This window comes from Streptomyces sp. Root1304, assembly GCF_001426405.1.
Lineage (GTDB): Bacteria > Actinomycetota > Actinomycetes > Streptomycetales > Streptomycetaceae > Streptomyces.
The window spans coordinates 56,314-82,396 of the sequence record NZ_LMEP01000028.1 but is presented as its reverse complement, the minus strand read 5'-3'; the positions used below and the strand labels follow the sequence as shown (position 1 = coordinate 82,396).

General features: G+C 72.3%; 27 protein-coding genes. 9 read left to right on the top strand and 18 right to left on the bottom strand.

Features of this window, described 5'->3' with window-relative positions:
* Nucleotides 1–8: 8 nt before the first annotated feature.
* The 3 genes from ASD33_RS32805 to ASD33_RS32795 form a co-directional block, all read right to left on the bottom strand.
* Entirely contained in the window at nucleotides 9–1,037 is a 1,029-nt protein-coding gene (locus ASD33_RS32805; RefSeq protein ID WP_056569220.1) for a YdcF family protein, read from the bottom strand.
* Nucleotides 1,038–1,191: 154 nt separating this feature from the next.
* Nucleotides 1,192–2,535: a hypothetical protein gene (locus ASD33_RS32800; protein ID WP_079045139.1), complete on the bottom strand. Its 1,344-nt coding sequence runs from the start codon at nucleotides 2,533–2,535 to the stop codon at nucleotides 1,192–1,194.
* A 212-nt stretch (nucleotides 2,536–2,747) separates the two neighbouring features.
* Nucleotides 2,748–3,578 (bottom strand): class I SAM-dependent methyltransferase, encoded by an 831-nt coding sequence (locus ASD33_RS32795; RefSeq protein ID WP_056569214.1) that lies wholly within the window; start codon nucleotides 3,576–3,578, stop codon nucleotides 2,748–2,750.
* Nucleotides 3,579–3,649: 71 nt separating this feature from the next.
* On the opposite strand from ASD33_RS32795, the gene ASD33_RS32790 reads away from it, so the two are divergent.
* Together ASD33_RS32790 and ASD33_RS32785 are read left to right on the top strand one after the other, a co-directional pair.
* A complete protein-coding gene (locus ASD33_RS32790) occupies nucleotides 3,650–5,485 on the top strand; it encodes a prolyl oligopeptidase family serine peptidase (RefSeq protein WP_107103831.1) in 1,836 nt (611 codons plus the stop codon).
* Nucleotides 5,486–5,509: 24 nt separating this feature from the next.
* On the top strand, nucleotides 5,510–6,250 hold the full coding sequence (locus ASD33_RS32785) for an SURF1 family protein (RefSeq protein ID WP_056569208.1): 741 nt from the start codon (nucleotides 5,510–5,512) through the stop codon (nucleotides 6,248–6,250).
* A gap of 63 nt (nucleotides 6,251–6,313) precedes the next feature.
* Here ASD33_RS32785 and ASD33_RS32780 read toward each other — a convergent pair whose 3' ends face one another.
* The 7 genes from ASD33_RS32780 to ASD33_RS32750 form a co-directional block, all read right to left on the bottom strand.
* Nucleotides 6,314–7,426 (bottom strand): hypothetical protein, encoded by a 1,113-nt coding sequence (locus ASD33_RS32780; protein ID WP_107103826.1) that lies wholly within the window; start codon nucleotides 7,424–7,426, stop codon nucleotides 6,314–6,316.
* 98 nt (nucleotides 7,427–7,524) lie between these two features.
* A complete protein-coding gene (locus tag ASD33_RS32775) occupies nucleotides 7,525–8,298 on the bottom strand; it encodes a SigE family RNA polymerase sigma factor (protein ID WP_079045138.1) in 774 nt (257 codons plus the stop codon).
* A 263-nt stretch (nucleotides 8,299–8,561) separates the two neighbouring features.
* Nucleotides 8,562–9,614, bottom strand: coding sequence for an aspartate-semialdehyde dehydrogenase (locus ASD33_RS32770; protein WP_056569203.1), 1,053 nt, complete (start codon nucleotides 9,612–9,614; stop codon nucleotides 8,562–8,564).
* Complete coding sequence (locus tag ASD33_RS32765; protein WP_056569200.1) at nucleotides 9,611–10,882, bottom strand: aspartate kinase; 1,272 nt, start codon at nucleotides 10,880–10,882, stop codon at nucleotides 9,611–9,613. Before ASD33_RS32765 ends, ASD33_RS32770 begins: the two co-directional genes overlap by 4 nt.
* Nucleotides 10,883–11,039: 157 nt before the next feature.
* Nucleotides 11,040–11,708: a DUF5063 domain-containing protein gene (locus ASD33_RS32760; protein WP_056569197.1), complete on the bottom strand. Its 669-nt coding sequence runs from the start codon at nucleotides 11,706–11,708 to the stop codon at nucleotides 11,040–11,042.
* 35 nt (nucleotides 11,709–11,743) lie between these two features.
* Entirely contained in the window at nucleotides 11,744–12,343 is a 600-nt protein-coding gene (gene recR / locus ASD33_RS32755) for a recombination mediator RecR (protein WP_017240166.1), read from the bottom strand.
* A 66-nt stretch (nucleotides 12,344–12,409) separates the two neighbouring features.
* Nucleotides 12,410–12,745 carry a YbaB/EbfC family nucleoid-associated protein gene (locus ASD33_RS32750; RefSeq protein WP_056569661.1) on the bottom strand — a complete coding sequence of 112 codons (336 nt, stop codon included), beginning with the start codon at nucleotides 12,743–12,745 and terminating at the stop codon, nucleotides 12,410–12,412.
* A 268-nt stretch (nucleotides 12,746–13,013) separates the two neighbouring features.
* Here ASD33_RS32750 and ASD33_RS32745 point away from each other — a divergent pair, with 268 nt between their 5' ends.
* Nucleotides 13,014–13,718, top strand: coding sequence for an SLATT domain-containing protein (locus ASD33_RS32745; RefSeq protein ID WP_242427267.1), 705 nt, complete (start codon nucleotides 13,014–13,016; stop codon nucleotides 13,716–13,718).
* A 104-nt stretch (nucleotides 13,719–13,822) separates the two neighbouring features.
* Here ASD33_RS32745 and ASD33_RS32740 read toward each other — a convergent pair whose 3' ends face one another.
* The 3 genes from ASD33_RS32740 to ASD33_RS32730 all read right to left on the bottom strand — a co-directional run bounded on the left by ASD33_RS32740 (nucleotide 13,823) and on the right by ASD33_RS32730 (nucleotide 16,739).
* On the bottom strand, nucleotides 13,823–14,473 hold the full coding sequence (locus ASD33_RS32740; protein ID WP_056569191.1) for a hypothetical protein: 651 nt from the start codon (nucleotides 14,471–14,473) through the stop codon (nucleotides 13,823–13,825).
* Nucleotides 14,474–14,585: 112 nt separating this feature from the next.
* On the bottom strand, nucleotides 14,586–15,305 hold the full coding sequence (locus ASD33_RS32735; RefSeq protein WP_056569188.1) for a GntR family transcriptional regulator: 720 nt from the start codon (nucleotides 15,303–15,305) through the stop codon (nucleotides 14,586–14,588).
* A gap of 69 nt (nucleotides 15,306–15,374) precedes the next feature.
* Complete coding sequence (locus ASD33_RS32730) at nucleotides 15,375–16,739, bottom strand: aspartate aminotransferase family protein (RefSeq protein ID WP_056569184.1); 1,365 nt, start codon at nucleotides 16,737–16,739, stop codon at nucleotides 15,375–15,377.
* Nucleotides 16,740–16,873: 134 nt separating this feature from the next.
* Here ASD33_RS32730 and ASD33_RS32725 point away from each other — a divergent pair, with 134 nt between their 5' ends.
* Entirely contained in the window at nucleotides 16,874–17,479 is a 606-nt protein-coding gene (locus tag ASD33_RS32725; protein WP_056569181.1) for a DJ-1/PfpI family protein, read from the top strand.
* Nucleotides 17,476–17,940 carry a MarR family winged helix-turn-helix transcriptional regulator gene (locus tag ASD33_RS32720; RefSeq protein ID WP_056569178.1) on the top strand — a complete coding sequence of 155 codons (465 nt, stop codon included), beginning with the start codon at nucleotides 17,476–17,478 and terminating at the stop codon, nucleotides 17,938–17,940. Before ASD33_RS32725 ends, ASD33_RS32720 begins: the two co-directional genes overlap by 4 nt.
* Nucleotides 17,941–18,032: 92 nt before the next feature.
* Here the strand turns inward: ASD33_RS32720 and ASD33_RS32715 are convergent, their stop codons facing one another.
* The 3 genes from ASD33_RS32715 to ASD33_RS32705 are packed head-to-tail and all read right to left on the bottom strand — an operon-like array spanning nucleotide 18,033 to nucleotide 19,167.
* A complete protein-coding gene (locus tag ASD33_RS32715) occupies nucleotides 18,033–18,476 on the bottom strand; it encodes a PIN domain-containing protein (RefSeq protein ID WP_056569175.1) in 444 nt (147 codons plus the stop codon).
* Nucleotides 18,473–18,739, bottom strand: coding sequence for a CopG family transcriptional regulator (locus ASD33_RS32710; protein WP_056569171.1), 267 nt, complete (start codon nucleotides 18,737–18,739; stop codon nucleotides 18,473–18,475). The genes ASD33_RS32715 and ASD33_RS32710 overlap by 4 nt, the downstream gene beginning before the upstream one ends.
* Nucleotides 18,740–18,780: 41 nt before the next feature.
* Complete coding sequence (locus tag ASD33_RS32705; RefSeq protein WP_107103825.1) at nucleotides 18,781–19,167, bottom strand: hypothetical protein; 387 nt, start codon at nucleotides 19,165–19,167, stop codon at nucleotides 18,781–18,783.
* 178 nt (nucleotides 19,168–19,345) lie between these two features.
* Between ASD33_RS32705 and ASD33_RS32700 the strand changes: the two genes are divergently transcribed.
* Nucleotides 19,346–20,182, top strand: coding sequence for a helix-turn-helix transcriptional regulator (locus tag ASD33_RS32700; RefSeq protein ID WP_056569167.1), 837 nt, complete (start codon nucleotides 19,346–19,348; stop codon nucleotides 20,180–20,182).
* On the top strand, nucleotides 20,179–20,355 hold the full coding sequence (locus ASD33_RS32695) for a DUF397 domain-containing protein (RefSeq protein WP_056569164.1): 177 nt from the start codon (nucleotides 20,179–20,181) through the stop codon (nucleotides 20,353–20,355). The genes ASD33_RS32700 and ASD33_RS32695 overlap by 4 nt, the downstream gene beginning before the upstream one ends.
* A 1-nt stretch (nucleotide 20,356) precedes the next feature.
* Here the strand turns inward: ASD33_RS32695 and ASD33_RS32690 are convergent, their stop codons facing one another.
* Both ASD33_RS32690 and ASD33_RS32685 read right to left on the bottom strand, forming a co-directional pair.
* Entirely contained in the window at nucleotides 20,357–21,247 is an 891-nt protein-coding gene (locus ASD33_RS32690) for a glycoside hydrolase family 19 protein (RefSeq protein ID WP_056569161.1), read from the bottom strand.
* A 185-nt stretch (nucleotides 21,248–21,432) separates the two neighbouring features.
* Complete coding sequence (locus tag ASD33_RS32685; RefSeq protein ID WP_056569158.1) at nucleotides 21,433–22,374, bottom strand: NADP-dependent oxidoreductase; 942 nt, start codon at nucleotides 22,372–22,374, stop codon at nucleotides 21,433–21,435.
* A gap of 184 nt (nucleotides 22,375–22,558) precedes the next feature.
* Between ASD33_RS32685 and ASD33_RS32680 the strand changes: the two genes are divergently transcribed.
* Both ASD33_RS32680 and ASD33_RS32675 read left to right on the top strand, forming a co-directional pair.
* A complete protein-coding gene (locus ASD33_RS32680) occupies nucleotides 22,559–24,094 on the top strand; it encodes a substrate-binding domain-containing protein (protein WP_056569155.1) in 1,536 nt (511 codons plus the stop codon).
* A 26-nt stretch (nucleotides 24,095–24,120) separates the two neighbouring features.
* Entirely contained in the window at nucleotides 24,121–26,082 is a 1,962-nt protein-coding gene (locus ASD33_RS32675) for a serine/threonine-protein kinase (protein ID WP_056569151.1), read from the top strand.
* Nucleotide 26,083 lies beyond the last annotated feature (1 nt).

Sequence of the window (26,083 nt, the reverse complement as noted above, 5' to 3'; positions counted from 1 at the left end):
CCGGCCGGTCAGCGGACCGCCAGCCCGGCCAGCCCGGCCAGCACCCCCAGCAGGATCAGCGTCAGACAGATCCCCAGGTTCACCACCTTGTACTGGAGGAAGACGGCGACGAACTCGCGCATGATCGCCGACGGCCAGAAGTAGGCGGCGGTCGGTGAGCCGACCACCTGGCCGTCGACGCCGGCTCTTCGGGCGGTGAGGGCGGCCCGGAAGGCGTGGAAGTTGTTGGTGACGATCACGCACGAGGAGCCCGGCCGGTCCCGCTCCATCAGCTCCTTGCTGAACAGCATGTTCTCGTCGGTGGTGCGCGAGCGGTCCTCGCGCACCACGGCGTCGGCGGGGAAGCCGCGCTCGACGAGGTAGTCGGCCATGGCGTGCGACTCGGGGACCTCCTCGTCGGGGCCCTGCCCGCCGGAGGTGATGAGGACCGGCGGGCCGCCGCGGCCCCGGTCGCGCGCGGCCAGCGCCTCGTACACCTGCCGTCCCCGGTCCAGCCGGCTCGCGAGCAGCGGGGGCACCCGGCGGCCGCCGATCAGGCCGGAGCCGAGGACCACCACGTAGTCGGCGTCCCTGCGCAGGCGCATGCGCCCGTACAGGAAGGCGTACCCGACGAAGCAGAGGAAGAGGAAGGAGACGTATCCGAGGACGAGGAAGGTGGTGACGACGATCAGGCCCAGGACCCAGGAGCGGGTCACGACGGCGGCCACCGCCAGGCCCATCACCCCGATCATGCCGAGCCCGGCGAGGAGGGACAGCAGGTTGGCCGGGCGTCTGCCCTCCTTGCGGACCATCTTCACACCGTTCGCGCAGAGCAGCCCGGCGAGGACGACCGGGCCGAGGCCGAGCACGAGCAGCCCGCAGACCATCACGGTCTCGGCGACGCCCGGCGGGGCGTCCTCGATCCCGGCGAGGAGCCCGAGCCCGAGGAAGGTGACGGCGAGGCCGAGGTACACGGCGTTGCCGAAGCGGCGCCGGTCCCGCAGCACACCGACCCCGAAGAGCAGCAGGAACACGGCGGCCACGACGAAGGCGATCATGTCGGCATCGTAGACAGCGGAACCGGCCCCGGACGGAGCGCGGACCGATCTGTGGACAACTCGCCCTCCGGCCGCTTCCGAGCGGCTGTGGACAAGTCGCCGGCTCCGCTCCCGAGTGGCTGTGGACCACCCGCCCGCTCCCGCTCCCGAGCGGCTACGGGCGCTCCGCAAGGGCGAACAGCCCCAGCCGGGCGCCCTCCTCGTAGGCGTCCCGCAGTTCCGGGTCGTCGAGCAGCGAACCGAGCGCCCGTTCGCTGCGGGAGCGGGTCGCCGCGCAGTACTCCGCCGGCCGGTACGACGGGTCGAAGGCCGAGGTCCGCAACACGTCCACCGCGCCCAGGAGATGGGCCGCCGTGTCGTTCCTGCCGCTCATCGACCGCATCTGGGCCAGGAGTTCCGCCGCGGCGGCGGCGCCCACCGAGGAGCCGAGGCGCAGATGCTCGCGCAGGGCGCGCAGGGCGTGGCCCGCGGCCCGCTCCGGGTCCCCGTCCCAGGCGGCGAGTTCGGCCCGGACGTGCGAGGCCCAGGACTCCGCGTAGAGGTCCCGGCCCGCCCAGGCGCGCCGGGTCTCGTGCTCCCGGTCCGCCCGGTCGAGGACCTCCTGCGCCGCCTCCGGGTCGGTCCGGCACAGCGAGAGCGCCAGGCCCACCCAGCAGCCGTGGCGGCTCGGCCCGAACTCGGGCCGCTCCCCCACCAGGTCCAGCGCGTCCCGGAACTCGGCCGCCGCCGCGTCCGTACGCCCCCGGAACAGCGCGGTCGCGCCCCGCAGATGGGCCAGCATCCCGAGGGCGCCCTCGTCGCCGTCCCGTACCGCCGCCGCCCAGGCCCGGACGAGGAGCGGGTCGGCGTCCTCGGGGCGGCCGGACTCCAGCTCCAGGAAGGCGGCGAGCCACAGGGCCCGGGCCGACGGGGGTGCGGTGTGCAGGGAGAGGGCGTGCCGGAGCCGGGTCCGGCCCTCGTCGACCCGTCCGCAGGCCACCCACAGGAACCAGAGGGAGACGGCGATCTCGACGGCGGACGCGGCCTCGTCGCCCGGGGTGGGCCAGGCGTTCGTCGGGTCCATGGCGGCGGCCAGGTCGGGGAGTTCGCGCAGGGCGAGGTCGCGGGCGTCGACCTGCCGGCCGCTCTGCCACCAGTCCGCGGCCCGCCGGGCGAGCTTCACGCACCAGCGCCGGTGGCGCGGGACGACGGAAGCGCGGTCGCCGCGCTCGGTGAGGTGCCGGGCGCCCACCGCCCGCACGGGGTGCGGCATCCAGTAGCGGGGGGCGTCGGGTTCGCCGTCGAAGAGGTCGTCGACGGGCAGCAGGGCGAGCGGGGCGAGCCGGTCGAGGACCACCGGGATCCGCGCCGGGGGCAGCAGCTCCGAGGCGCACACCTCCTCGACGGCTTCCCGGCCGAAGGCACCCTCGAAGACGGAGAGGCGTTCCCACAGGAGGCGCTCGGCGGGTCCGCAGAGCGCGTAGCCCCGCTCGGCGGCGTCGAGTTGGGCGGCACTCACCCGCTCTCCCCACAGCAGCGCCGTCCCGGCCGGTCCACCGGATCCCGTGTGCCCCATCGATCACTCACTCCCCGTCGGTCACTCATTCAACATCCTGGGGGTGCGCCCAGCACCGGGCAAGGCCGTGTCCCGACCCGTGACCCGATCCGGGCGGTCGTGTTCTGATGGAGACCTGGGGTCCGCCCGCTCGGGGCGCCGGGGCCGCGCCGCGGTCAGGCCGGCCGGGACGCCTTGATCGAGTACATCAGCGGGATGCGCGGGCGGTCCGCCGGGAAGCGGTAGTAGCCGTCGTCGTGCCGCTGGAGCGCACCGTAGCGGGGGAACAGCGAGGCCTCGTGCTCGTGCAGGAACTCGATCCGCAGCCCCGCCCTCGCGAGCGCGGTGACGACCTCGCCGACCGGGTGCACCCACTCCACGCTGCGGTTGTGGACGGTGGCCGCGTCGAGGTCGGCGTACGTGCCCGGCGAGGTGTCCACCCACGGCTCGCGGACGAAGTAGTCGTGCACGATCCGGCTGCCCGTCTCGTCGTCGAGCGAGTCGGTGAGCGGATGGAACTCGGCCACGTAGAGGAAACCGCCCGGGGCCACCAGCGACGCGGCGGTCTCCGCCCAGCGCTCGATGTCCGGCAGCCAGCACAGCGCGCCGCTGCCCGTGTAGACGATGTCGTACGCGTTGTCCGGGACGGCCTCGGCGGCGTCGTACACGTCGGCGGCGACGAAGGCGGCCCGGTCCTGCGAGAGGCCCAGGTCGGCGGCGAGCGAACGGGCGGTCTCGACGGCCGGCTCGGAGAAGTCGAGCCCGACGACCTGGGAGGCTCCGTGGCGCGCCCAGGAGAGCGTGTCCAGGCCGATGTGGCACTGGAGGTGCAGCAGGCTGCGCCCGGTGACGTCGCCGACCTCGGCGAGCTCGAAGTCCCGCAGGGCGTCCTTGCCCGCGCGGAAGGTGTCGAGGTCGTAGAACGCGCTGGCGGCGTGGATCGGGACGCGCTCGTCCCAGCGGGCGCGGTTGGCCTCGCGCCAGTCCTCGGGGGTCGGGGAGTACATGTCCGCGAGGTTATCCACAGGTTGAGGAGGGCGCGACCCGATTGTCCGTCGTGCGGAGCATCATGGGTGCCATGACTGAGAGCGACAAGACCGGACCCGGCCCCGACCCCACCGACCCGATCCCCCTGTGGGAGCAGCGCTTCCGCGCGCCGCGCGTCTCCCTGCCCGAGTGGGCGGAGGAGGCCCCGGAGCGCTCGCTGTTCGTGTCGAACGCGACGGGGACGTACGAGCTGTACGCCTGGGACCGGACGACCGGGGAGCAGCGGCAGGTCACGGACCGGCCGAACGGCACGACGGACGGCACCCTGTCGCCGGACGGCGCCTGGATCTGGTGGTTCGCGGACACCGACGGGGACGAGTTCGGGGTGTGGATGCGCCAGCCGTTCGGCGGCGGTGCGGACGAGCCGGCCGTGCCCGGTCTCGGCGCCTCCTACCCGGCGGGGCTCGCGATCGGCCGTGAGGGCACGCTCGTGGTGGGCCGCTCGACGGACGAGGACGGCTCGACGGTCCACCTGGTGCGCCCCGGGACGGACGCCCCGGTCGAGATCTACCGGCACCGGGAGTCGGCGGGGGTCGGCGACCTCAGTCACGACGGCGCGCTGATCGCGATCGAGCACACCGAGCACGGGGACGCGATGCACTCGGCGCTGCGGGTGCTGCGCGCCTCGGACGCGGGTGTGGTCGCGGAGCTGGACGACACCAAGGGCGGCACGGAGGAGCTGGGCCTCGCGGTGCTCGGCTTCGCCCCGGTGGACGGGGACACCCGGCTGCTCGTCGGGCACCAGCGGCGCGGTCGCTGGGAGCCGATGCTCTGGGACGTGGCGGCGGGCACCGAGACCGATCTCGCGCTGGACCTGCCGGGTGACGTGTCGGCCGAGTGGTATCCGGACGGCAGCGGCCTGCTGATCGTGCACAGCTTCGAGGCCCGCAGCGAGCTGTGGCGGTACGAGATCGGGACCGGCGCCCTGGTCCGGGTGGAGACCCCGCCCGGTTCGGTGTCGAGCGCGACGGCCCGCCCCGACGGCAGCGTGGAGTACCTGTGGTCCTCGGCGGCCCAGCCGCCGGTGGTGCGGTCCACGGACGGCGGCGTCGTCCTCGACCCGCCCGGCCCGAAGGCACCGCCGTCGGTGCCGGTGGAGGACGTGTGGGTGGAGGGCCCCGGCGGCCGGGTCCACGCGCTGGTGCAGCGCCCGGCGGGCGAGGGTCCGTTCCCCACGGTCTTCGAGGTGCACGGCGGGCCGACCTGGCACGACAGTGACGCCTTCGCCTCGGGTCCGGCGGCCTGGCTGGACCACGGGTACGCGGTGGTGCGGGTCAACTACCGGGGCTCGACGGGGTACGGGCGGGAGTGGACGGACGCGCTCAAGCACCGGGTCGGTCTGATCGAGCTGGAGGACATCGAGGCGGTCCGCGCCTGGGCGGTGGAGAGCGGCCTCGCCGACCCGGAGCGGCTGGTGCTCGCCGGCGCCTCCTGGGGCGGCTATCTGACCCTGCTCGGCATCGGCACCCGGCCGGACGCCTGGGCGGTCGGTCTGGCGGGGGTCCCGGTCGCGGACTACGTCACGGCGTACGAGGACGAGATGGAGGCCCTGAAGGCGCTGGACCGGACGCTGCTGGGCGGCTCCCCCGAGGAGGTGCCGGAGCGGTTCGCGGCCTCGTCGCCGCTGACGTACGTGGACGCGGTGACCGCCCCGGTGCACATCACGGCCGGCGTCAACGACCCGCGCTGCCCGATCCGCCAGATCGACAACTACGTGGACCGGCTCAAGGCGCGGGGCGCGGTCCACGAGGTGTACCGGTACGACGCGGGGCACGGCTCGCTCGTGGTGGAGGAGCGGATCAAGCAGGTGGCCCTGGACCTCGCGTTCGCCGCGAAGCACCTGGGGACCCGGCCGCAGGGGAGCTGAGGCCGCTTGCGTACCGTGGGGGGCGTGTACCGGTTCCTGAGAACGCCCCGCTGGTGGGGGATCAACGTCTTCGTCCTGCTGGCGATCCCGTTCTGCGTGTTCATGGGGACGTGGCAGCTGGGCAAGTTCGAGGATCGTGTCGACACCCACAAGGCGGCCGAGGAGCGGCCCGACGCGAGCACGCTGAAGGCGGAGCCGCTGGACTCGCTGCTCCCGGTGGACAAGGAGACCTCGGGCCGGTCGGCGCAGGCGCGCGGCCGGTTCGGGGAGCAGTTCCTCGTCCCCGACCGTGAGCTGGACGGCCGGACCGGCAGCTACGTCCTGACACTGCTGCGGACGGACGGCGGCCGGTCGCTGCCGGTGGTCCGGGGCTGGCTCCCCGCGGGCGCGCAGGCGCCCGCCCCGCCGGCCGGCGAGGTCACCGTGGTGGGCGCGCTCCAGGCCTCGGAGACCCAGGGCACGAAGGGCGTCAACACGGCTGGCGGGCTGCCCGAGGGGCAGCTCGGCATGATCAGCGCGGCGTCCCTGGTGAACGTGGTGACGGAGGACGTCTACGACGCCTGGGTCACGCTCGCGGACTCCCCCGCCGGGCTCACCCCGGTCCCGGCGGCGGCCGCGGCGGGCACGAGCCTGGACGCGAAGGCCTTCCAGAACCTGGGCTACACCGCGGAGTGGTTCGTCTTCGCGGGCTTCGTCCTCTTCATGTGGTTCCGGCTGGTCCGCCGGGAGGCGGAGGCCTCCCGCGACGAGGCCCTGGGCCTGTAGGCCCGGCCCCTCCCGAAGCCCGGCCCACAGCCCCGGCCCGGCCCCGCCCCGCCCCGGGCTGGCTCAGGAACCGCTCAGCAGCCCCGTGCGGTAGATCGTGCCCGCGCAGGCGTTCGGGACGGTGACCGAGGCTCCCGGGCCGCCCGGCTCCGCGACGTGGCTCACCAGCACGCTGCCGTCGGCGAGACCGCCGTCCGCGCGGAGCAGCTGCGGGGCCGTACCGGCGTCCGCGCCCCCGCCCGCGCCCGTGCCCGGCTCCGAGCCGGTGCCCGTGCCGCCGGAGCCCGTGCCCGCGCTGGGGTCCGGGTCGGCGGTCGTCGGGGTGTCCGTCGGCGGCGGCGTGGTCGGCTGCTCGGACGGCTGGGTCGGCGTGGGCGTCGGGGTGGTGCCTGTGGTCGGACAGGTCTCGCTCGGCACCCAGACGAACTTCACCTCGTAGCTGCCGCTCGGCCTGAGCAGCAGCGAGGAGGCCTCCTGCGAGGGGTCGGGCAGACCGCTGCCGCCGTCCCCCGAGGTGCGCCGGACGACCGAGATCCGGCCCGGATCGGCGGCGCCGCGCGCCTCGAAGCCGACGACACCGCTGCCGTCCAGGACACAGCTCCGGTCGGAGACGTTGGCGATGCGGAAGGTGCCGTACACCTTGCCCTCGCCGTCGGGTCCGCCGGCTTCCGCCGCGCTGACGCCGAGCTGCCCGGCCTCGCACTTGGGTCCGGCGCCGGGGCCGGTGCCCTGCGACTGCGAGGACCCGCCGCCGGAGGTGCCGTTGCCGGGCTGCTGGGGCTTGCCCTGGGAACCCTCGTCGGTGCCCTGGTCGGGGGAAACGGTGCCCGCGGGGGTCTTCGGGCTCTGGCCGCCCTCGACCCCGGTCTCGGTGCCGGTGCCGCCCTGGGCCTCCTCGCCGTGCCCGGCGTTCACCGGGTTCCCGGCGGCGGAGATGCCGCCGGACGCGGCGACGTGCACGAAGGCGGGGACGGCGGTGCCGATGAGGACGGCCGCGGCGGCGGCGCCCACGATGGCCTGCCGCTTGCGGGCGCGCCGCGCGGGCACGGCCCTCCGCAGGTGTTCGAGCGAGCCCTTGGAGGGCTCCAGGCCGGACACGGCTCCCTGGAACAGCCGCCGCAGCGCGAGTTCGTCGTCCCCGTCGCCCTCGCCGGGGCCGGGCTCGATGTTCACCATGCGCTGTCCACTCAGGTCGTCACGTTCTTCTCGGGCGTCACCGTCCGCACGGCTCGGCCGAGCCCCGCCGGTCCCGCCGTCCCTGTCGGGGGCCCCACTCATGTCGTCGCTCCCATCGCGACGCGCAGCGCCGCGATGCCCCGCGAACCGTACGCCTTCACCGAGCCCAGGGATATTCCGAGCGCCTCGGCGACCTGCACCTCGGTCATGTCGGAGAAGTACCGCAGGGCGAGCACCTCGCGCTGACGGCGCTGGAGGCCGCGCATGGCCTTGATCAGGTCCTCGCGCTCCAGCTGGTCGTACGCCCCCTCCTCCGCGCTCGCCATGTCGGGCATCGGCTTGGAGAGGAGCTTGAGGCCGAGGATGCGGCGGCGCAGCGCGGACCGGGAGAGGTTCACGACGGTCTGGCGCAGGTAGGCGAGCGTCTTCTCGGGCTCGCGGACCCGCTTGCGGGCCGAGTGGACGCGGATGAACGCCTCCTGGACGACGTCCTCGCAGGAGGCGGTGTCGTCGAGGAGCAGCGCGGCGAGGCCGAGCAGCGAACGGTAGTGGGCGCGGTAGGTCTCGGTCAGGTGGTCGACCGTGGTTCCGGCGGCCGCGCTGCCCTCGGAACTGGTCCGGGGCGCCGGGATGCCGTCCACGGAGCTCGCGCGGGAGCCCGCGGGCACGGGGGCGATCACCGGCATGCCGCCGAGCGGACGCGGTCGCCGGAAGGCGCCGGCCGCGGAGCCGCGTACGGCGTCGGCGGGAGCGCCGCGCGCGGGTCCCGCGCCGGCGCGCACGATGCCGCCGGCGGTGCCCCGCACGGGGAGCAGCGCCTTGCCCACGCCGCGCAGCGGGGCGATGGTCGCGATGTCGAGTACCTCAGCCACGCATGTTGGACACGCTTCCCCCCGGCAGGGTTGTACGCGTACGCCACCCTTTTCGACGGCGAGTTGTTCGTCCTCATGCGTTACCGTTCTCCCCCGATGCCCCGCTTTCACAGCGTGTTCCGCGTCACACGACTGTGTGTGCACGCAGAGACGCCCCCACTCAACTACTGGTTGCAGCAAGGGGGAAGAGCATCGTCAGTCACGGCATCGCCGCAGTTCAAGAGGTATCTGACGCCTTTTTGCTCACAGGCCGTTCACAGATCCTACAAAGACGTGACAACCGATTCGGCGATCTGCAGGGCGTTGAGGGCGGCGCCCTTGCGCAGGTTGTCGGCGCAGACGAAGAAGTCGAGCGCCCGCTCGTCGTCCATGGACCGCCGCACCCGGCCGACCCAGGCGGGGTCGGTGCCCGCGACGTCGGCGGGGGTGGGGAAGTCGCCCGCGCCGGGGTCGTCGTAGAGCACGACGCCGGGTGAGGTCGCCAGGATCTCGTGTGCGCGGGCGACCGGGACGGGGCGCTCGAAGCGGGCGTGCACGGAGACGGAGTGCCCGGTGACGACGGGCACGCGCAGACAGGTGGCGGCGACCCGCAGTCCGGGCAGGCCGAGGATGCGGCGGGTCTCGTCCCGTACGTGCTCCTCCTCCGAGGAGGCCCCGTCGGCGCCGGCCGTGCCCGACCAGGGCAGGACGTTGAGCGCGAGGGGCCCGGGGAAGGGGCCGGTGGTCTCGCCGACGGCCCGGCGCACGTCTCCGGGGTGGGTGCCGAGGTCGTTGCCGCCGACCACCAGGCCGAGCTGGGCGCGGAGCGCCTCGACGCCCGCCTGTCCGGCGCCGCTGGCGGCCTGCTGGGCGGTGACGACCAGTTCGCAGAGTCCGAACTCGGCGTGCAGGGCGCCCACGGCGACGATCAGCGCGAGGGTGGTGCAGCCGGGGCTGGCGACGATGCCCCGGGGGCGTACGCGCGCCGCGTGGGCGTTGGTCTCGGGGACGACGAGGGGCACGTCGGGGTCCGCGCGGAAGGCGGCGGAGGTGTCGACGACGACGGCACCCTTGAGCGCGGCGACGGGGGCCCAGCGGGCGGCGACGTGGTCGGGCGCCAGGAAGAGCGCGACGTCGACGCCGTCGAGGGCGTCCTCGTCGAGTGCGAGGACCTCGCACTCCTCCCCGCGTACGGCGGTCTTGCGACCGGCCGAGCGCGGGGAGGCGAGCAGACGGATCTCGCCCCAGACGTCCGCGTGGTGCGTGAGCATCTGGAGCATCACCGAGCCGACCGCCCCGGTCGCTCCCACGACCGCGAGCGTCGGCTTCGGTGTCATCGGCCGGTGCCTCCGTAGACCACGGCCTCGTCCGAGTCGCTGTCCAGACCGAAGGCGGTGTGGACGGCGCGCACGGCCTCGTTGACGTCGTCGGCGCGGGTGACGACCGAGATGCGGATCTCGGAGGTCGAGATCAGCTCGATGTTCACGCCCGCGTCGGACAGCGCCTTGAAGAAGTCGGCGGTGACGCCCGGGTTGGTCTTCATGCCCGCGCCGACCAGGGAGATCTTGCCGATCTGGTCGTCGTAGCGCAGCGAGTCGAAGCCGATCGCACCCTTGGCCTTCTCCAGCTCGTCGATGGCCTTGCGGCCCTCGGCCTTGGGGAGGGTGAAGGAGATGTCCGTGAGGCCGGTGGAGGCCGCGGACACGTTCTGCACGATCATGTCGATGTTGATCTCGGCGTCCGCGACGGCCCGGAAGATGGCCGCGGCCTCGCCCGGCTTGTCAGGCACGCCGACGACAGTGATCTTCGCCTCGGAGGTGTCGTGGGCGACACCCGAGATGATGGCCTGCTCCACCTTCTGAGCTCCCTGCGGTTCGTTGCTGACCCATGTGCCCTGCAGTCCCGAGAAGGAGGAGCGCACGTGGATCGGGATGTTGTAGCGGCGCGCGTACTCGACGCAGCGGTGCAGCAGCACCTTGGAGCCGGACGCGGCGAGCTCCAGCATGTCCTCGAAGGAGATCCAGTCGATCTTCTTCGCCTTCTTCACCACGCGCGGGTCGGCGGTGAACACGCCGTCGACGTCGGTGTAGATCTCGCAGACCTCGGCGTCGAGCGCGGCGGCGAGCGCCACGGCCGTGGTGTCGGACCCGCCGCGGCCGAGGGTGGTGATGTCCTTCTTGTCCTGGCTGACGCCCTGGAAGCCGGCGACGATGGCGATGTTGCCCTCGTCGAGGGCGGTGCGGATCCGGCCCGGCGTGACATCGATGATGCGCGCTTTGTTGTGGACCGAGTCGGTGATGACGCCTGCCTGGCTGCCCGTGAACGACTGGGCCTCGTGGCCCAGGTTTTTGATCGCCATGGCCAGCAGGGCCATGGAGATCCGCTCTCCGGCGGTCAGCAGCATGTCGAACTCACGCCCGGCAGGGATCGGGGATACCTGCTCGGCGAGATCGATCAGCTCGTCCGTCGTGTCGCCCATCGCGGAAACCACGACGACCACCTGGTGGCCGTCCTTCTTGGTGTCCACGATTCGCTTGGCGACGCGCTTGATGCCTTCGGCATCGGCAACGGAGGAGCCTCCGTACTTCTGCACGACAAGGCCCACGTGCGCTCCTCGCTCAGTCTGTGCCGCAGCCGGCGCTGCGATCGGCTCAGTCTAACGAGGGACCCGGAAACGCCGACGTGATATCGCATCCTGAGACGCGCCGCTCAGAGAGTGATCATCCGAGGGTTCGCCGGGCTCGTACGGCCGGGGGAACGGGCTACTTCCCGACCGGCCGGGCGGCCAGGCCCAGCGGGCCGGCGATCTCCTCGGCCATCACCCGGCCCGCCTCCTCCGCGAGGTCGTCCTCGGTGAGGTCCTCGTCCGTGTCGAGGCCGTCCAGGGCCGCCAGCGGCTGGTCCAGACGGACGTGTGCCACCAGGGACTGGAGGGCGCGCAGGGTGGCCGAGGCGGTGGGGCCCCAGTTGGAGAAGTACGAGAACTGCCACCACCACAGGGCCTCGCTGGTGCGGCCCGCGCGGTAGTGGGCGAGGCCGTGCCGCAGGTCCGCGACGATGTCGGCGAGGTTGTCGGAGATCCGGGCCGGGACAGGGGCCTTGCGGGGCTCGTACGGGTCGAAGACCTCGGAGAAGACGTCGACCGGTTCGAGGAGCACGGCGAAGCGCTCGCGCAGGTCGTCCATGTCGGGCTCGGGGCCCGTGTCGGTCTCGTACCGCTCGTCCGGGACGATGTCCTCGTGCGCGCCGAGCCGCCCGCCGGCCAGCAGCAGCTGTGAGATCTCCAGGAGGAGGAAGGGCACCGCGCTGTCCGGCTCGTCGCCCTTGGCGACCTCGGTCGTCGCGACGATGAAGCTCTCGATGGAGTCGGCGATCTGGACCGAGAAGTCGTCGGGATTCTGGGTGATCGCGTGCAGCGTGGGGTCAGACATCGAGGAGCCTCCCTGAGAGCGCGCCGGCCCGGTCGTCATACATCTAGCAGCCTCCGCCCCTCGAAGGCACGGCCGAGGGTCACCTCGTCGGCGTACTCCAGGTCGCCACCGACCGGGAGCCCGCTCGCGAGGCGGGTGACCTTGAGTCCCATGGGCTTGATCATCCGCGCCAGGTACGTCGCGGTGGCCTCGCCCTCCAGGTTCGGGTCGGTCGCGAGGATCAGCTCGGTGACCGCGCCGTCGGCGAGCCGCGCGAGCAGCTCCCGGATGCGCAGGTCGTCCGGGCCGACGCCCTCGATCGGGCTGATCGCGCCGCCGAGGACGTGGTACCGCCCCCGGAACTCGCGGGTCCGCTCGATCGCCACGACGTCCTTCGGCTCCTCGACCACACAGATGACGGTCAGGTCGCGGCGCGGGTCACGGCAGATGTTGCACTGCTCCTGCTGTGCGACGTTTCCGCAGACCGCGCAGAACCTGACCTTCTCCTTGACCTCCAGGAGGGCGTGCGCGAGACGGCGGACGTCCGTCGGCTCGGCCTGGAGGATGTGGAAGGCGATCCGCTGCGCGCTCTTGGGACCGACGCCGGGCAGCCTGCCCAGTTCGTCGATGAGGTCCTGAACCACGCCTTCGTACAACGGAACGCCCTTCTCGGGGGTGCTTGATTCTTACGGTAGTGGCTGGAAGCGAGCCTTAGAAGGGGCTCAGAAGCCCAGACCCGGCATGCCGCCCATGCCCTGCGCCAGCGGGCCGAGCTTCGCCTGCTGGAGCTGCTGCGCGTTGTCGTTGGCGGCCTGCACCGCGGCCACCACCAGGTCGGCCAGCGTCTCGGTGTCCTCCGGGTCGACCGCCTTGGGGTCGATGACCAGGCCGCGCAGCTCGCCGGAGCCGGTCACGGTCGCCTTGACCAGGCCGCCGCCCGACTGCCCCTCGACAGCGGTCGCGGCCAGTTCCTCCTGCGCGCGGGCGAGGTCCTGCTGCATCTTCTGGGCCTGCTGGAGAAGCTGCTGCATGTTGGGCTGACCACCACCGGGAATCACGGTCACTCCTGAGGTTCGGTACGTCCGTATGTCGGTACGCCGAGCCTACGTGGTCGCCGCCCGCCCCGCCTCCACCACTCTTTCGGGTGAGGAACGCCGGGCTCCTCTACCTGATCAACACCCACGTGCGGGCGGAAATCCTGGGATTCCGGGCCCACCGCCCACCATTCGGCGGTAGGAAGGGCAGACACCACGTGCACCGCACGTCACAGAAGGCCACGAGCGCTGAGCTGAACAGAGGAGTCCCCCGGTGAGCCAGCAGCCGGAGATGCAGCCGCCGGGGCCCCCCGGGGGCGACGTCCACCGCGATCTGACCGGTACGCCGTTCCCCCTGGGCGACTGGGGGGAGCCGGCCGAGCGGCTCGACGAGCTCTACCGCTGGGTGGAGGCCAACGCCCTGCGCACCGTCGAGTGGTACCTCTCCGACCGGGTCTGGAAGCGCCGGGCCGCCCGTCTGCTGCGGATCGGCACGGCCGTCGGGGTGACCGCGGGCGCGGCGCTGCCGCTGCTCGATCTGACGGGGGTGGCGGAGGGCGCCGCGGGCTGGGGCTATCTGTCGCTGCTGCTGGGCGCCGCGTGCCTCGCCTGCGACCGGTGGTTCGGGGTGACGGCCGGCTGGATGCGGGACGTGGCGACGGCGCAGGCGGTGCAGCGACGGCTGCAGGCGCTCCAGTTCGACTGGGCCTCGGAGAGCGTCCGGGAGGTCCTGGGCCCCACGGAGGGCACCGCGAGCGAAGCGGCCGAGCGCTGTCTCGGCGTGCTGCGGCGCTTCTCGGAGGACGTGACGGAGCTGGTACGGGCGGAGACCGCGGACTGGATGGTCGAGTTCCGCTCGGGCCCGGCGCCGCTGGCGCTCCAGTCGGTCGGCGTGATGCCCGCCCGCCCGGAGAGCGTCCACCCGGCGGGCCGTTTCCCGCTGCCCCCCGGCACCCGGCCGAACATGCCGCGCCAGCGGCCCCCGGAGACCCGCTGACGCAGGCCTCCGGGCCGCCGGAAGCAGGCCGCCGGAGCAGACCCGCCGGAAGCAGGCCGCCGATGCAGGCCCGTTGGAAGCGGTCGGCCGGGCGGGCCGCCGCCTCAGCTCAGGATGATCATCGAGCCCTGCGCCAGGCTCCGGGTCGCCGCCGCGTGCAGCCCCAGCCACACGTGCCGCTCCCGCGCGAAGGGGTGCCCGTCGTACGGAGGGGCCTCGGCGGGCTCCTCCAGGGAGGTCGGCCGCTCCGGGGCGGCCGGGGCCGCCGGGGGGTTCCTCGGGTCGATGCCGATCGAGGGCGCCACGAACTCCAGCTCCCGCAGCAGCCCGTACGAGGAGCCGAGCGGCCCGCCGCCTTCGAGCAGCTCGTCGCTGGCGAGCGGCACCGGGAAGTCGACCGGCACGTACGCGCCGGCGTGGTCGTAGTGCCAGACCAGGTGCGACTGCTGGGCCGTCGCCTCGAACATCTCCAGGAGCTGTTCGTAGTCCCCGCCCAGCTCGCCGACCGGCTCGACCGGCAGCCCGCACACCTGGAGGAGGTAGGCGCGCCGCAGGAAGTGCAGGGCCTCGTAGTCGAAGCCGGCGATCGGGGCGACGTCGCCGGACAGTCCCGGCATGTACGCGTAGACGGGCACGGTCGGCAGTCCGGACGCGGTCAGCACGGCGTCGTAGGCGGCTATCTCTTCGGCGAAGGGGTTGTCGGGGCTGTGGCACAACACGTCGACGAGGGGGACCAGCCACAGGTCACAGGCCAAGGGAGGCTCGCTCTCCGTCAGTTGCAGGGACGGCCAGGGTAGTCGGCCGGGCCGACGACGCCCACCCGCTGAGCACCTGCCCGCCGGGGCACCGGCTCAACCCGATGGGGGGTCAGCGGGTCCGGGCCTCCAGCCGGTCCGCCCAGTCCATGGAATGGGCGTTGTACGCCCGGACGACCTCGACGGCCGTTTCGGCGTCGCCGCGGGTGATCGCGTCGACGAGGTCGACGTGGCCGCTCCACAGCCCGGCGAGGAGGTCGTCCGCGGAGCGCAGGTGGGGCACGGAGAAGACCCAGGCCTGGACGCGGAGCCGGTGCAGGAAGTCGGCGATGTAGTCGTTGGAGGCGACCAGCCGGGCCAGTTCGCGCCAGTAGCGGATGTCGTAGCCGATGAGGATGTCGAGGTCCCCGGCGCGGGCGGCGCGGGCGGCGGCCTCGCCCCTGCGGCGTATGGAGACGAGCGCGACACCGATGCCGAGGTCGGGTTCCGGGGCGGCGGGCGCGGCGGTCGCGGTCACCGGGCTCACGGGCACGTGGCGCCGGAAGATGCCGTCGACGACGAGCATCCGGGCCTCGACCATCCGCCGGTAGTCGTCGACCGAGTACTCGTGGACGCGGAAGCCGCGGTGCTGGTCGGAGTCGAGGAAGCCCTGCGCGCAGAGGTCGACGAGGGCTTCCCGTACGGGCGTCGCGGACACGCCGTACTGGTCGGCGATCTGCTTGACGGTGAACTCCTGGCCCGCTTTGAGACGGCCCGCGAGCACTTCGTCACGGAGCGCGTCCGCGATCTGCTGTCGCAAGGTGTTGCGTGTGACAGCTCCGCTCGCGGGCATGTGGTCGGTCCCCTCCGTCCGGCTCCGGACACCCTAGTCCAGACGGAGGGAACCTCCCGGGAAGAGCGGTTACGCGGTGTGCTCGTCGGCCACGGACAGGGCCGCGTCCAGGGCCGCGAGACCTTCCTTGGCCTCCGCCTCGGACACGTTGCAGGCGGGAACGGCGTGGGTGCGGTTCATGTTCACGAAGGGCCACAGGCCGTTCTTCTTCGCCGCGGCGCCGAAGGCGGCCATCGGCGCGTTGGCCTCGCCGGCCGCGTTGTACGGGACCAGCGGCTCGCGGGTCTCGCGGTTCTTGACCAGGTCGAGCGCCCAGAAGACGCCCATGCCGCGGACCTCGCCGACGGAGGGGTGGCGCTCGGCCAGCTCGCGCAGGCCGGGGCCGAGGACGGTCTCGCCGATGCGGGCGGCGTTCTCGACGACCTTCTCGTCCTCCATCACCTGGATGGTGGCGACGGCGGCGGCGCAGGCCAGCGGGTGACCGGAGTAGGTCAGACCGCCCGGGTAGGCGCGCTTCTCGAAGGTGGCCGCGATCTTCTCGCTGATGGCGACGCCGCCGAGGGGCACGTAGCCGGAGTTCACGCCCTTGGCGAAGGTCATCAGGTCGGGCACGACGTCGAAGTGCTCGGCGGCGAACCACTTGCCGGTGCGGCCGAAGCCCGCCATGACCTCGTCGAGGATGAAGACGATGCCGTACTTGTCGCAGATCTCGCGGACGCCGGTGAGGTAGCCGGGCGGCGGGGTCATGATGCCGGCGGTGCCGGGCACGGTCTCCAGGATGATCGCGGCGATGGTCGCCGGACCCTCGAAGGCGATCGTGTCCTCCAGGTGCTGGAGGGCACGCGCGCTCTCCTCCGCCTCGGTGGTGGCGTAGAAGGGCGAGCGGTAGAGGAACGGCGCCCAGAAGCGCACGACGCCGGCGGAGCCGTTGTCGGAGGGCCAGCGGCGCGGGTCACCGGTCAGGTTGATCGCGGTGGAGGTGGCGCCGTGGTACGAGCGGTAGGCCGACATCACCTTGGTGCGGCCGGTGTGCAGCCGGGCCATGCGGACGGCGTTCTCGACGGCCTCGGCGCCGCCGTTGGTGAAGAAGATCTTGTCCAGGTCGCCCGGGGTGCGCTCGGCGATGAGGCGTGCGGCCTCGGAGCGGACGTCGATGGCGAAGGCGGGAGCGAAGGTGCTCAGCTTCCCGGCCTGCTCCTGGATGGCGGCGACCACCTTGGGGTGCTGGTAGCCGATGTTCGTGTAGACGAGGCCGCTGGTGAAGTCCAGGTAGCGGTTTCCGTCGTAGTCCCAGAAGTACGAACCCTCGGCGCCGGCGACGGCGAGCGGGTCGATCAGGCCCTGAGCGGACCAGGAGTGGAAGACGTGCGCGCGGTCGGCGGCCTTGACGGCGGCCCCGGCCTGGGGATCGGGTTCGATGACATGAGGGGTCATGTCGTCGAGGGTAAGGAACCGCAGGTGGGGCGGGCCATGACCATCTTGTCCATCGAGACCGGGGCGGACGCGACACGTTGCTCCACCCACCCCCTCCCATTGACAGCATCCTGTCGCAATGACAGCCTACTGTCATGGGAACCGAGACTGAGACCACGACCGTCCACCTCGCCGTCTACGACACCCTCGCCGACTGGGAGACCGGTCACGCCACCGCCTGGCTCGCCCGCGCCGGATACACGGTCAGGACCGTCGGCCCGGTCGCCGGGGAGCCCGTCACGACCATCGCCGGCATCCGGATCGTGCCGGACCTCGCGCTCGCCGACCTCCGCCCCGAGGACAGCGCCCTGCTGATCCTTCCGGGCGCCGAGAAGTACGACGAGGGCGACGAACTCGCCCCCTTCACCGCGAAGGCCCGCGCCTTCCTCGACGCCGGGGTCCCGGTCGCCGCGATCTGCGGCGCCACGGCGGGACTCGCCAAGGAGGGCCTGCTCGACGACCGCCCGCACACCAGCGCGGTCTCCTTCTACCTGGCGGCCACCGGCTACAAGGGCGGCGAGCACTACGTCGACGCGGACGCGGTCGGGGCCGGCGACCTCATCACGGCGGGCCCGACCGAACCCGTCGCTTTCGCCCGCGAGATCTTCGCCCGGCTCGGCGCGTACGAGGGCAAGCGGGACGCCTGGTTCCGGCTCTTCCACGACTCGGACCCGGCGGCCTTCGAGGAGCTGAACGCGTGAGCCGCGCGCAGCAGGACGCCCTCTCCCGCACGGCCCTCGGCGTCTTCCGGCTCAACGGCCAGTTCCTCGCCGTCTCCGAGAAGCTGGCCGAACCGGCGGGCCTGACCGCCGCCTGGTGGCAGGTCCTCGGAGCCGTGCTCCGCGACCCCCTCCCGGTCGCCGGGATCGCCCGGGTCATGGGCATCACCCGGCAGAGCGTCCAGCGCATCGCGGACCTGCTCGTACGGGAGGGACTCGCGGCGTACGAGCCGAACCCGGCCCACCGCCGCGCCAAGCTCCTCACTCCCACGGAGGCTGGCCGGACGGCGATCGGCCGCATCAACCCCGGCCACGCGGAACTCGCCGCCCGGCTGATGGAGGCGCTGGGCGGCCAGGAGGCCTTCGACGAGACGGTGCAGGTGCTTGAGCGGCTGTCGGCGGCCATGGAGACGGTCGAGGCCGGCGAGACGGGTCACCCGTAGGCGGCCTGCGGCAGCGGCCCGGCAGGCGCTCCGGCGCGCGGGGGAACACGGTGTCGGTCGGCCGCCGGGGCGTTCACGTGCTGCCCGGCGGATCAGAGCGGCAGGTCGTCGGGAAGCACGCGGAACGCCTTGTGCCGGCCCAGCGGCCGCACCGCACGGAAGTCGCGCCGGTCGAGAGTGAGGATCGCGTCCGTGTCGTACGCGGCGGCCAGGGTCACATTGACCGCGTCGGCCAGGTCGAGATCGAGGCCCCTGTAGCGCGACCGGACCGTCTGCGCGACGCCCAACTGCTCCTCGGTGATCTCCGGCATGGAGATCCGCCCCCGGCGCATCCAGTGCCGGATGTCGTCCACCGCGCTGAGCGCGGCCTCGCGGCCGAGCTCACGCGTGGCCACATGGTCGAGTTCGGCCAGCAGGAGCGGAGACATCACGAGCAGCCCCGCGGCCTGGATCGCCTCGTTGGCCGCCGCGTGTTCGGGGTGGGTGGAATCGAGGGCGGCCAGCAGCCCCGAGGTGTCGGCCACAACGACGATCACGCAGCCGTACCCGCTTCCGTGTCCGTCTCACGTCGGACGGCGTCGGCCACTACGTCCCGGACTTCGGCCTTGGCCAGGGTCTGGCCGCGCCCCTCGAACGTCCGCGAGAACAGCGGCTCGTCCCAGACCCGGTTCGCCATGGCCGCCAGGTGGATCCCCTGCCGGATGATCTCCGCCTCGCTGACACCGCGCCGCTTGGCGGCCTCCTTGATGATCGCGAGGTCCTCGGGGTCGGCGTACACGTTCGTGCGCTTCATGGACATGTACCAACCTTAGCCCATGTACCAGATTGATGTATGTGCGTTCAGGGCAGCAGCTCGGTGACCGCGCTGCGGAGCAGCAAGGGGTGGACGAAGCGGTCCGGGGCGGTCGGGGGGCAGCGCCAGGAGAGGGGCCAGGTCCTGCCCGTCAGCGCCGGCACCGGTACGTAACTCACATGGGCGGGTCCGGCGTTGAAGCGGGTCACCCCGCGCGGCCACGCCTTCCGTGCGGTCGTCCCCGGCGGAACCAGGAAGTAGACCCCGCGCCGCCCGTTCGCCTCGATCACCACCGGCCCCGGGTCTCCCCCGGTGAGCCCCTCCATCCAGTCGGCGAGCCGACGCCCCTCGTCGCCGTCCACGCGGACGGCGTCGAATTGTACGCCCGCCTTGCGGAGTTGGAATCCGGAAACAGGAATCCAATCCACCTTCACTTCCCGATTCTCTTCATTCACGAGACCATGCTCCCGCGTCGGCGCTAGCGTTTTCCACGACTACGGCGGGCGCGTCGGCATTCCCTTGACCTGCGCCAACGCGCCCCGCACGCAGTCGAATTCGGCGGGGAGCAGTTGAGACCGGTTGAGATCGGTTGAGTCCGAACGGGGAGCATGAATGGCACGAGCGGAAATCAAGGAATCAGTCGGCCCTGCGGCCAGGATGGCAGCGGCGGTCGCAAAGCGATTGCGGATGAAGAAGGGCCTGACACAGGAACAACTCGGCCAGCAGATGGGCTTCACCGGCGCGGCGATCAGCGCCATGGAACGGCTCCTCCACCCGGTGAGCGACGACATGCTGGTCCACCTCGAACGCGTACTGGGCGGCGGCACGGGCATCTTCGAGGAGATGCGGGAGCTGGTACGGCTGGAGAAGCTGCCGGAACAGTTCCGCGGGTACGCGCCGATCGAGCAGAAGGCGGTGGCGCTGTGCCTGTACGCGAACCACGTGGTGCACGGGTTGTTCCAGACGGAGGGGTATGCACGGGCGTTGATCTCCGGTGGCCACCCTGAGCCAACTCCGGAGCGCGCGGAGGAGTTGGTGGTCGGCCGGATGGCACGGAAGGCGCTGTTCGACCGGAAGCCGGTGTGCGAGATCGAGTTGGTTCTCGACGAGTCAGTGCTGCGGCGGCCGATCGGAAGCGAGGAGATCTTGCGCGAGCAACTCGCATATCTGGCGGATTGCGCCCGGAGGAGGAACGTAAACCTCCAGGTGCTGCCCTTGGACGCGGGGCTGGAGGGGGAGTACGCGGGCGACCGGGGTGACCTGAACATCATCGAAACCCCGGCTCACGACCACGTGACCTACTTGGAGATCCAGAGGGAGAGCCTGTTGATCACCGACCGAACGAAGGTGAGTATGCACACGCAGCAGTATGCGAAGATCCGGGCACAGGCCCTGGATCCGCGCAGGTCGCTGGGCGTCATCGAGGAGTTGGCGGGAGTACGGAGATGAGCGAGACCCTGCACTGGTTCAAGTCCAGTTACAGCGACAGCAGCGGCGGCAACTGCGTAGAAGTCGCCACCTGCCCCCACGCCGTCCACCTGCGGGACTCGAAGGTGAGCGACGGGCCCACGTTCGCCGTGGAGCCCGCCGCCTGGAGTGCCTTCGTCGCCTGGCAGGAGTGACCTAGCAGTACAGGTTCGCCCCGGTGGGGACGCCCAGGATCTGGGTGAACTGCTGGTACTTGGCGACCCGGCTCTGGACCTGGGCCGGGTTGCCGCCGTTGCACTCCAGCGTCCCGTTGATCGAGCGGATCGTCTCGCCGAACCCGGCGCCGTTGACCATCGCGTTGTGGCCGGTCATGGTGCCGGGGCCGCTCTGCGTGTTCCAGTACCAGAGGCCCGTCGACATGGCGACGGCCGGATCCTGCTCGACGCGCCAGGGGTTGTTCAGCAGGTCGATGCCGAGGGCGTCGCCGGCGGCCTTATAGTTGAAGTTCCAGGAGAGCTGGATCGGGCCGCGGCCGTAGTAGGCGGCCTGCCCGGCCGGGCAGCCGTAGGACTGGCTCGTGTCGCAGTAGTGCGGGTAGTTGGCCGTGTTCTGCTCGACGATGTAGTAGAGCCCGCCGGTCTCGTGGGAGACGTTCGCGAGGAAGGCCGCGGCCTCCTGCTTCTTCACCGTGTCACTGCCGGTGGTGGCGAACCCGGGGTACGACTTGAGGGCCGCGGTGAGGCCCGCGTACGTGTAGAAGGGGTTCCTGTTCGGGAACATCTGGTCGAACTCGGCCTGGGAGACGACGAATCCGGAGGGATCCGGGTCCGTGCCGCCGCCGCCCGTACCGCAGGCGCCCTCGTCGCGCCAGACGTCGGAGGCGCCGGGGCGCTCGTTCTGCGTCCACCACTTCGCGTACCAGTTGTGGCCGTTGTACGAGGCGGTCATGCCGCCGGTGTAGACGCTGCCGGAGTTCCAGGCGCCGACACAGGCGGGGGCGGCGCCCGCCGAGGCGGCGGGGAGGAGTACGGCGAGTCCGACGGCCGTACAGAGCGCGGCCATCAGGGTGAGCAGCTTGCGCAGCATGCGTGCTTCCTTCCGGGTGGGGACCGGGTGGGGGAGCACACAGCGAAGCGTGATTGGTCTGGACCTGTCAAGGTCTAGACCAAGAGTTGTGACAGGTGGGGTTCCGGTTCATCGAAAACAGCGAAAAGGCCCCGGATCCGGCGGTGAAGCCGGATCCGGGGCCTTCGTCGTTCGGCGTCCGGGGCTCAGATCATCAGGATGATGCGGCCGGGCCGGTGGCCCGCCTCCGCCCGGCGGTGCGCCTCCGCGACCTCCTCCAGGGGCATCACGTCGGCCACTCGGGTGATCAGCTCCCGGTCGGCCACCTTCCGCAGCGTCTCCGTCAGCCGGGCCGCGTCCGGCACGGCCCGTACCGCCTCGACGCGGATGCCGCGCTCGGGGGCCGGGACCCGGTCGGGGGCGAGCGCCGCGAACACGCCGCCGTCCTTCAGGACGGGCAGCAGCGCGTCTCCGACGAGCGCCCCGTCGAAGACCCCGTCCACCCGGTACGGATCGCCTTCGAGGACCTTGGCGACCACGTCCTCCGGGGCCCCGCGCGTGACGACGTGGTCCGCGCCGAGGATCCGCAGCTCGCTCTCGTCGCCCTCGTGGGCGACGGCCACCACCCGGAGCCCCGCGGCGTGCGCCAGCTGGACCGCGATGCGGCCCACCACCGCGCTCGCACCGGTCACGAGCAGCGACGCGCCCGGCCGCAGCGCGAGCCGTTCGAGGCCCTGCTCGGCGGTGGCCGAGGCCAGCGGCAGGGACGCGGCCACGGTGAACTCCACGTCGTCCGGGATCGGGGCCAGCCACTCCGGGTCGGCCCAGATGACCTCCGCGTAGGTGCCGTCGCCGGTCAGCGACTCGAACCACGGCACGAGACCGGCCACCCGGGTCCCCGGCGGCATCCCGGGAGCGTGGTCGAGCAGCCTGCCCGCGAAGTCCGTCCCCAGGACGAACGGGGGCCTGAGCGAGCCGACCGCCTCCGCGTACTTCCCCGCACGGATCCGCAGATCCGCCTGGTTCACTCCGGCCGCCTTCAGGCGCACCCGTACCTTCCCCGGTACGGCCCCGGCCTCCGGCTCGGCCCGGCGGGCCATTCTGAGGACCTCGGGTCCGCCGTAGGCGGTCACTTCGACGACACGCATGGGGTACTCCTCAGACGGAAAGCCCCCTCGTGGCCATTACACCCACGCTCTCCGCACCCGGGCAACCCCTGCCCGGCCACCCGGGGGGGGCCACCCCCGTGCCTCCCTGAACGAACGGAGAAGTCCAGGTGACCGCCCGCTACGCCGCCCCCGCCCTCGTACAGGCGTCCGTACCGTCCCGGCCATGGAGTGGATAACCGCCGAGAACGTCATCGCCGTGGGGACGGCGCTCCTCGGCGTCCTCGTCTCCGTCGGCGTCGTCTGGGTCGACCGGTTCTCGCCGCAGCGCAAGCGGCTCGGCTTCCGCGTGCAGCTCAACACCCCGCTCCACCGCGAGGAGCACCAGGACCGGGGGGTCATGACCGTGCGGGAGGGCGAGGTGGTGGGCATCGTCCCGCCCGTCAACGGCTCCCGGCTCGTCCTCCTCCGCATCGAGAACGACGCCGAGCTCACCATCGGCTCCGAGGACTACGGGCCCGACACCGCACCCCACGGGCTGAAGATCACCTTCGGTGAGCGGACCGTGCAGGGCGTCGTCGCCACCATCCCGGCCGGCTGGGACTCCGTACGGGACGACCTGGAGCGCGCCCCCAAGCTCGGCAGGGACGGCAACGCGGTCCTCGTCCCCAGGGTGACCCTCGAACGCGGGCAGTACTTCAAGCTGCTCGTCCAGCTCTCCGGCGGGATCGCCGACCGGGAGGTCAGGATCGACGGCCTCACGAGCGGGCGCGTCAAGCGCAACAGGAGCACCACCCCCGACGAGAAGCCGGGCAGGTTCAGCCCCACCTCGCGGGCCGTCACCGTCGTCCTCACCCTCTGTGTGATCGCGCTCGCCGCGATCATCGTCCGCGAGCGGACCCCGCCGCCGATCGGCTGCGCCACCGGCACCCTCACCGTCACCGGCTCCACCGCCTTCGCCCCCGTCGTCCGCGAGGTGAAGAAGCAGTACGAGAAGGACTGCGCGGGAGCGACGATCGTCCTCGACCCGCACGGCTCGACCTCCGGGATACGGGCGCTGGCCGACGCCGGCGCGAAGCAGGGCAAGGGCTCCCCCGCCGTCGTCGCCCTCTCCGACGGGCGCAAGCCGGGCGGCTTCCCCCAGCTGCGGGAGAACATGGTCGCCGTCTCCCTCTTCACCCTCGTCCTCAACGACGACATCCCCGTCGACGACCTCACCCTGGACCAGATCCGCCGCGTCTACCGGGGCGAGATCACCAACTGGAGCCAGCTGGTCCCCGGCGTGGACCGGCCGGTCCTGCTCATCAGCCGCGACGCCAACTCCGGCACCCGCGAGGTCTTCCAGCGCCGGGTCCTGGAACGCAACGAACCCGCCAACTCCTCCCTGGACTGCGTGAACGTCGACGACACCGAGGCGAAGGTGATCCGCTGCGAACTCGACTCCACGGACCGGGTCCTGACCACCGTCGCCAAGCTCCCCGGCGCCCTCGGCTACGCCGATCTCCGCTCCGTCGACGGGCACAAGGGCCTGCACAAGGTGGCCATCGACGGCCGCGAGGCCGCCCTGGACCAGATCGGCGGCCCGGGCTACCCGTACCGGGAGATCGAGTACGCCTACACCTGGGGCGTGCCCCCCGCCGACTCGCTGACCTCCAGCTTCCTCACCTATCTGACCCGGGGCCGCGGCCAGGACGTGATCGGCACCCACGGCCACCTGCCGTGCGCCACCCCGAAGGGGCTGAAGATCTGCGGGGACGGCTGACGTGCCGTCTGGCATGCTCTGACGACGTGGAGCCATTGACCGCGGAAGACCCCGCCACCATCGGCCCGTTCCGCCTGCTCGGCCGCCTCGGGGTCGGGGGGATGGGCCGGGTGTTCCTGGCGCGCTCGGCCGGCGGACGGACGGTCGCGGTGAAGGTGGTGCACGCCGAACTCGCCGCCCAGGACGAGTTCCGGCGCCGGTTCGCCCGCGAGGTCTCCGCCCTGGAACGGGTCGGCGGCACGGGCACCGCGCCCGTGCTCGGCTCCGACACCGACGCGGCGTCGCCGTGGGTGGCGATCGGCTACGTACCGGGGCCGTCGCTGCGGACCGTCGTCGGCGACGAGTTCGGGCCGCTGCCACCCGTGACGGTGAAGGCCCTCGCCGCCGGTCTGGCACGCGCCCTCGAACACATCCACGCAGCCGGGCTCGTCCACCGCGACCTGAAACCGTCCAACGTGCTGCTCACCGTCGACGGGCCCCGCATCATCGACTTCGGCATCGCCCGCGCCGTCGACACCGTCGCCGACGGCGGCAATCTGACCACCACCGGGGCGGTCGTCGGCTCCCCCGGCTTCATGTCGCCCGAGCAGGTCAGGGGCGAGCACATCGGCGCCGCCTCGGACGTCTTCTGCCTCGGGTCGGTGCTCGTGTACGCGGCGACCGGGCGCGCGCCGTTCGGGACGGCGGACAGCGGCGTCCACGCCACCATGTTCCGCATCGCCCACGACGAGCCCGACCTGACGGACCTGGCGCCCGAACTGGCCGGGCTGATCCGGGCCTGCCTCGCCAAGGACCCGGCCGGGCGGCCGTCGGCGACGGAGATCGCGCAGACGCTGTCGGTGCCGGACCCGTGGCTCCCGGCGGACGTCCTGGCGCGGCTGGGACGGCACGCGGCGCAGCTGCTCGAAGCGGAGATCAGGGCGGAGGCGGCGGAGACCGGGGCGGGCGGGGCCGGTGTGGCGGGTGCGGGCGGGGCCGCCGTGCCCGCCCTCATGGACGCTGTCTCGGTCGCCCCGGGCGGCTCCGGTGATCCCACCCCGCCCACTCCCCTGCCCGCCGGGTCCTCCACCGCGCCCCAGGGCCCCGCCCGGCCGGCGCGCCGCCGTCGTACCGGGCTGGTCGCCGGGATCACGGCGCTCGTCGTGGCCGCCGCGGCCGGTCTCACGTACACCTTCTGGCCCGATCCGGGCACCGGGAGCGACGACCAGAAGAACCGGGCCCGCGGTGCCGGTGACGTCTCCGCCCGGCCCGCCGGGATCGTCCCCGCCGCCTTCCTCGGCGCCTGGGAGGGCGTCGTGCAGGGCTCGGCCGAGTTCCCCCGCGAGACCGCCCGGATCGAGATCGCCCAGGGCGCCGTGGGCTCCAAGAGCGCCGTCTACGTCCAGGTCACCGAGAACCGGATGTGCATGGGCCGCTCCCGGCTGGTCTCGGCCGACGAGGACAAGGTCGTCTACGGCGAGTCCGACGTGACCACCAGCGTGCCCGCCCAGCGCTGCGTGCCGGCCGCCCACCAGACCCTCACCCTGCGCTCACCCGACGTCCTGGAGTGGTCCTCGGGCACCACGAAGACCACCTACCGCAAGGCCCGCCGGGGCCCGGCGGCCGTCCCCGCCCGCTTCCTCGGGCACTGGTCGCGCATCCCCACACCGGAGATCTACGGCGCGTCGGACAGCCGCTTCACCTCCGAGGTCACGATCACCCAGGGCCCGGTCGGCGCGCCCGTGCTCAGCGTCATCGACGGCTACCCGCGCACGGTCGACGGCGTGAACACCGACGAGGACTGGGCCTGTGGCACCACGTCCGTCCTCGCGGGCGCCGGAACCTCCATGCTGGTCGTCGGCCCCCGCAGCCGGGACACCACCGCCTGGGACCGCGAATGCCAGGAGGGCCTGTCCCAGTTCCTGGTCGTCGACACCTTCGAGGGCAAGGACCGGCTGCTGGTCTACCCGATGCTCGACGGCGAACCGAACGCGTACCGCCGGTCGTAGG